This is a genomic window from Blautia fusiformis, from assembly GCF_020686995.1.
GTDB classification, from domain to species: domain Bacteria; phylum Bacillota; class Clostridia; order Lachnospirales; family Lachnospiraceae; genus Blautia_A; species Blautia_A fusiformis.
Genome location: NZ_JAJEPT010000034.1, coordinates 1 through 5,794 on the forward strand (window position 1 = coordinate 1; position 5,794 = coordinate 5,794).

Consider the following 5,794-nt stretch of genomic DNA (forward strand, 5'->3'; position numbering starts at 1 on the left):
AAAATAATAATAGTCAGCGAATCAGGACAGCAGGTTTTCGGAGTGATCCGGAACCTGCTGTTTTTGGGTGTATATACGGTTGTTTTATGTAAGGTTATTTTGTTACTGTTCACTGGTCAATGTCATTTAGTTAATTTTCAAGGTTAGATCTTATACATGAGGTCTAACCTCTTTTTTAGTTTTTCCCTAAATAGGGGTTGACACTTCAACTCAAATGTGCGGCCGCTCTCACTACTGATTGGTTTTTAGAAGTAGTGAGAGCGGCCCTTGTAGTTAAAGAAGCATCTGCACGATGCAAATACAACTACAAGGAGATTTTTTTATGCTACAAAACCAAATCAAAACCATATTTAAAAGGGCACTGAAAAAGTCTGATTCTAAAAAAGAATTGGGCTTTTTTGTGAAAATTTCGGTCGCCCGGCAAAGGAACCAGAAATGATGTTTAAACTGCTTTTCCTGAAAAAACTGTATGATCTTTCTGACGAAGCCCTGATTAGCAGCGCCCAGACGGACATGGCATATAAATTTTTCCTTGACCTGGAACCAGAAGCAAAAATGATAGATCCCAGTCTTCTCACAAAATTCAGAAAAACTCGTATTACAGAAGATATTCTGGAAGAAATGTTAAAAGAAACCATTCAACAGGCTTTGGATAAAAATCTGATCAAATCGGGAACCATTATCGTTGATTCCACCCATACAATTGCTTCTGTCTGGGCAAAATCTCCAACGCAGATTCTGCGGGATATGAGCAAACAACTTCGGAAAGAGGTTTATAAAACAGCTTTTGAATTATCAGAGCGATTTCCTGAGAAACCCTCTTTGGAAGCAGGACTGGATGAAGAAATTGCCTATACTAGGGAACTACTCCAGGTTCTGGAGGAAGGAATAAAATCCTGTGGAAATAAAAAGATACAGAAACTTTCTCATGAAATGAAAGAACTACTAGAAGATGAGCGGCTCAAAGAGATCCGATCCAAAGATGATAAAGATGCACGGTTTGGACATAAAACGGCAACCAGTACGTTCTATGGATATAAGAATCATCTTGCGATGACTGAAGAACGTCTCATTGCGGGGATCACTGTAACAGATGGAGGAGCACCAGATGGGCAGGAATTACCAAAACTGATAGAAAACGCGAAGGAAAATGGAATAAAAGTTACAGAAGTTATAGGCGATATGGCATATGTCAGTGATGACAATCTGGAAGTCTGCGGAAAAGAGATTACATTGATTGCCAGAACCAATACAGCAGTAGCTGCTGCAGCAAACGGGAACCTTGAGGAAGGTTTCTGCTTTAATAAAGATGCTGGGATGCTGCAGTGTCCTGCCGGAGAGCTTTCCACGCGTGTAGAAAAAAGAACGGCAAAAAATGGGAATACTTATTTAAGATATATATTTAGCAAAGTAACGTGTCGGAAATGTCCCCAAAGAGAAAAATGCCGTGTAGGAAGATCAAACGCTAAAACAAGAAGCTACAGTATCACGCAAGCAAGCGAGAAAAATCTTGAAAGGCTTAAATTTGAAGAAAGCGAATATTTTCAGGAGCGAATGAAGATTCGGCACAGGATAGAAGAAAAGAATGGAGAACTAAAGGAAGCTCACGGTTTGCGTAAAGCAGATTCGAGAGGTTTATTTGCTATGCATCTGCAAATGTATTTTACGGCATTTACAGCAAATGTAAAACGAATAGTAAGATTAGATGAGCTGGCTATGGAGTAAACCATAGCTTTTTATGATTTTCCTAAGTAAAGATTTGAAAATAATATAAAAGAAAAACTTCCACTTAAGAAGAAATGGAAGTTTTTCAGTGCCCTTCAAATACAAGGGGTGTGGCACTTTTATCTGCATACACGAAACATAGTAATGTTTTATCTCCGCTTACTTTTTTTCTGAATTCCTTTCATTTTCCGTTTTGTTATGAATTGATAGTCTGTTCTGAATCCACAGGTTTCGTGGAGATCGTCAGTGATTTTCTGACGTTCATATACCGGCATGAAACCCTGTTCTTCTACATCTGCAAATTTTATGTCTTTTAAAATATGGAGCAATTGTTCTGTAGTATAAGTTCCTTTCAAAGCGCGGTTTAATAACCGGATTTGTATAGGACTGAGTGATATAAAAGGACTCGGAATTTTTTGATTTTGATGTTGTTATACGCACAATAATTACCGCTTCCACTGTTATAGTACATATCACTAAATATTACTATATAATAAAAATAAAAATTTGACAAAAAAATAAGCCTGTTTCAAGGCTTTGCGGTACTTTTTTGAATTTCAATGTGTCAAACTCCCGTGTAACAAGAAAATAAAAAAATATAAAGTTTTAGTTGTTGCCCGTTATCTTTTCTGATATAATAAGTCCAAATCTTAATACTCTGCCGTGATAAAATGTGAAACTGTCACGAAGGAGGCTAAAAGGAGAAACTACAAATGAAAGAAAAGAAAGAACGGGCCAAACGTCTGCCCACTTTTGCGGAATCGATCACACCGATCGTCGCAATGCTCCTGATCCTTACCATCGGAAAAGGCGTATTCGGCTACAGCACAGAGCCGCTTCTGATCATGGTAGCTGCAATCGCAGCATTTATCGCGTTCCGTGTAGGCATTACCTGGGATGAGATGATGGATGAGATCTGCACCAAGATCGCAAAGGGCATGCCTGCCATCCTGATTCTTGTATGTGTTGGCGCTATGGTTGGTACCTGGATGGCATCCGGTACCATTCCGATGATGATTTATTACGGCGTCCAGATCGTAAACCCGAAATTCATGCTGGTTACCGCGTTCCTGATCGAGGCAGTGGTTTCGGTTGTTACCGGTACCTCCTGGGGTTCCGTTGCAACCATGGGTGTTGCCCTGATGGGAATCGCAAGCGCCCTTGGCGTATCCCTTCCGGCTACTGCAGGCGCCTGCATCGCAGGTTCCTACTTTGGTGACAAGATGTCTCCGCTGTCCGATACCACAAACCTGGCTCCGATCGCGGCAGGCAGCACACTGTATGAGCATATCGGACATATGTTCTACACCACTGTCCCAGCAACCATCGTTTCCCTGGTGGTATATGCCATTGTTGGTATGAACGCAGATGTAAGCGCAGATATTACTTCTGACACCGTTACTACTTTATTAAGCCAGCTTTCTTCCATGTACAGCTGGAACCTGCTGATCATCATTCCGGTAGTGATCGTGCTGGGCGGCTCCCTGCTTCAGAAGCCAACCATTCCGGTTATGCTTCTTTCTACTTTTGTAGCAGGCTTGGAGAGTGTCTTCATTCAGCACGTAGCGTTAGGAGATGTGTTAAAGGCAACCGTAAACGGTTTTGATGTATCCATGATCCACCGTGCAGGATTTGACACCGAGACCTGTTCCGAGGCCGTAACCAAGCTGTTAAACCGCGGCGGTATGAACGGCATTATGAGCACCACACTTCTGGTATTCTGCGCATTCTGCTTCGCAGGTATCATGAGCCGGGCTGGCTGTCTGGATGTGGTACTCCAGAAGATCTTAAGCGTGGCAAAGAGTACCGGTGCGCTGATCACCGCAACCGTTGCAGCCTGCATTACCATGGCACTGACCACCGGTAACTCTTACCTTGCCATTCTGATTCCGGGCGAGATGTTCCGTGACGCTTACAAAGAGCGCGGGCTTGCGGCAAAGAACCTGTCCAGAACCCTTGAGGATGCCGGTACCGTAGTTGTACCGCTGATCCCGTGGTCCGCAGCAGGTGCTTACATGGCTTCCACCCTTGGCGTAGAGACTTTGGATTACCTTCCATGGGCAATCCTGTGCTACACCGGCTGGATTTTTGCAATCATCTGGGGCTTTACCGGATTTGGTATTGCCAAGCTCGATGATGAGAAGAAAAAGGAGAACTAAATACGATGTCCAGAGTGCTTTTGATTAAAAACGCGAATCTGTATGATCCGGATCCAAAAGGAATCCGTGATATCCTGATCGTAGATGAAAAAGTATTTTCTGTGGCAGAACACATCGATCCACCGGAACTTTCTGCTCCGGTGGAAGTTGTTTCTGCAGATGGAAAAATGGTAATTCCTGGTTATGTGGACCAGCATGTTCATGTGATTGGCGGGGGCGGCGCAAAGCTTCTGGTTACACGGCTTTCTTCCCTGCATGAGGAAGTGCGTGATGCTGTAAAGGCAGGGGTTCCGGTGGAAAAAGCCATCCGCATCTGCGGGGAGAACCCGGCCAGAGCCAACGGATTATTCCCGAAAAAGGGCTGCATCCGTCCGGGCAGCGACGCGGATCTTGTGATCCTGGATGAGGAATTTCTGGTAGATACGGTATTTGTCCGTGGACAGAAAATGGTGGAGTATGGAAAAGCACTGGTAAAAGGCACCTTTGAGACAGACTGACAGAAGCTTTGAAATAGAAAAGCGGAAAAGAAAGAGACAGGAGAATTGACATTATGATCAAGTTACTGAAAAACGCGAATGTGTACGCACCGGAGAAACTGGGAAAGAAAGATATCCTTATTGAGGGGGAAAAAATCCTTCTGATGCAGGATACTATTGAGGGATATGAGGGACTTCCGGGAGTGGAAACCTATGATCTGGAGGGAAAGACCGTTGTTCCGGCTTACATTGACATGCACGTGCATATCACAGGCGGCGGCGGAGAGCAGGGGCCGGCATCCCGTGTACCGGAATCCCAGCTCAGTGAATTCTTCAAAAATGGTATTACCACGGTAGTCGGACTTCTGGGAACCGATGGCGTAACCCGCAGTGTGGAAAATCTGGTCGCAAAAGCTCGCGCCCTGACCGAAGAGGGCATGACCGTGTACACTCTGACCAGTTCCTATGGTTACCCGCCGACCACCCTGACCGGAAGTGTAGAGCGCGATATCATCCTGGTTCCACCGATGATCGGTGTGAAGGTAGCGGTATCGGACCACAGAAGCTCCAACCCAGGCGGAGAAGAGCTGATCGCGCTGGCTACTGCAGCGCGCAGAGCCGGCTTACTCAGCAATACCCCTGGCCTGGTAACCATGCACATGGGTGACGGAGAGGGAAGACTGGATCCGATTTTCTATGTGCTGGATCATTCCGACGTTCCAGCCAAGAACCTGCTGCCGACCCACATCTTACGCAATCCTGGACTGATTGATGCCGGCGCGGATCTGGTGCGCCGTGGCGGCTACATTGACTGCACCGCCGGCGCCGATGATGTGGAGGTCGAATCCGATGCTCTGAAGCTCTATGAGCTGTTGCACCGCGAAGATGTGAGCCTGGATCATGTAACCATGTCCAGTGACGCGTTCGGAAGCCAGCCGCGCTTCAACGAAGAGGGCGAGTGCATTGGCCTGACCTACGCGTCCCCGAAGTATCTGCACCGTACCATCCAGATCCTGGTAAGAGAGGGCATGCCGCTGGAGGATGCCTTACAGCTTCTGACCAGCACTCCGGCCGTACTCCTTGGCAAAGAAGGAATCAAGGGCTGTGTAGCGGAAGGCGCAGACGCAGACCTTCTGGTACTGGATGAGAATCTCAACATCAACAGCCTGTTTGCCCGCGGCAAGGTCGCTGTGTGGGAGCAGGAAGTGAAGATGAAGGGCAGATTCGAGCAGTAAGGAAAAACATACAGGAGAAGGACTGTGATTGACTTATTGGTGGTGCTTCTGCTTATGGTGGTACCGGTACAGTTCCTGGTGTTATCATTGGTGCACTTCTGATGGGTGTTCTGAATCTTGGCATGAGTATCATGGGTATTGACCAGAATATCCAGAAGGTTGTTAAAGGTATGGTTCTTCTGGCAGCGGTTATCTTCGA

3 protein-coding genes and 3 pseudogenes are annotated in these 5,794 nt (G+C 45.9%); 5 read left to right on the plus strand and 1 reads right to left on the minus strand.

Translation table 11 applies throughout. From position 1 onward, the window contains the following. Positions 1–396: 396 nt before the first annotated feature. A pseudogene (locus LKD46_RS16450) lies at positions 397–1,725 on the plus strand (IS1182 family transposase); the annotation flags it as partial. A 149-nt stretch (positions 1,726–1,874) separates the two neighbouring features. Here LKD46_RS16450 and LKD46_RS16930 read toward each other — a convergent pair. Continuing rightward, a pseudogene (locus tag LKD46_RS16930) lies at positions 1,875–2,102 on the minus strand (IS1634 family transposase); the annotation flags it as partial. Positions 2,103–2,438: 336 nt separating this feature from the next. On the opposite strand from LKD46_RS16930, the gene nhaC reads away from it, so the two are divergent. The 4 genes and pseudogenes from nhaC to LKD46_RS16830 all read left to right on the plus strand — a co-directional run. After that, the gene (gene nhaC, locus LKD46_RS16455) at positions 2,439–3,884 is read left to right on the plus strand and encodes a Na+/H+ antiporter NhaC (protein ID WP_015526033.1); all 1,446 of its coding nucleotides are present in this window, start codon (positions 2,439–2,441) and stop codon (positions 3,882–3,884) included. A 5-nt stretch (positions 3,885–3,889) separates the two neighbouring features. Next, on the plus strand, positions 3,890–4,381 hold the full coding sequence (locus LKD46_RS16460; RefSeq protein ID WP_015526032.1) for an amidohydrolase family protein: 492 nt from the start codon (positions 3,890–3,892) through the stop codon (positions 4,379–4,381). Between the two features lie 53 nt (positions 4,382–4,434). Continuing rightward, positions 4,435–5,595, plus strand: a complete 1,161-nt coding sequence (gene iadA / locus LKD46_RS16465; protein WP_015526031.1) for a beta-aspartyl-peptidase — start codon at positions 4,435–4,437, stop codon at positions 5,593–5,595. A 35-nt stretch (positions 5,596–5,630) separates the two neighbouring features. Next, positions 5,631–5,794, plus strand: a pseudogene (locus LKD46_RS16830) (sugar ABC transporter permease); the annotation flags it as partial.

What these genes read in the sequence shown, in the direction of transcription:
- nhaC (WP_015526033.1), top strand. Translation starts at nt 2,439, where the DNA reads ATGAAAGAAAAGAAAGAACGGGCCAAACGTCTGCCCACTTTTGCGGAA.
- LKD46_RS16460 (WP_015526032.1), top strand. Translation starts at nt 3,890, where the DNA reads ATGTCCAGAGTGCTTTTGATTAAAAACGCGAATCTGTATGATCCGGAT.
- iadA (WP_015526031.1), top strand. Translation starts at nt 4,435, where the DNA reads ATGATCAAGTTACTGAAAAACGCGAATGTGTACGCACCGGAGAAACTG.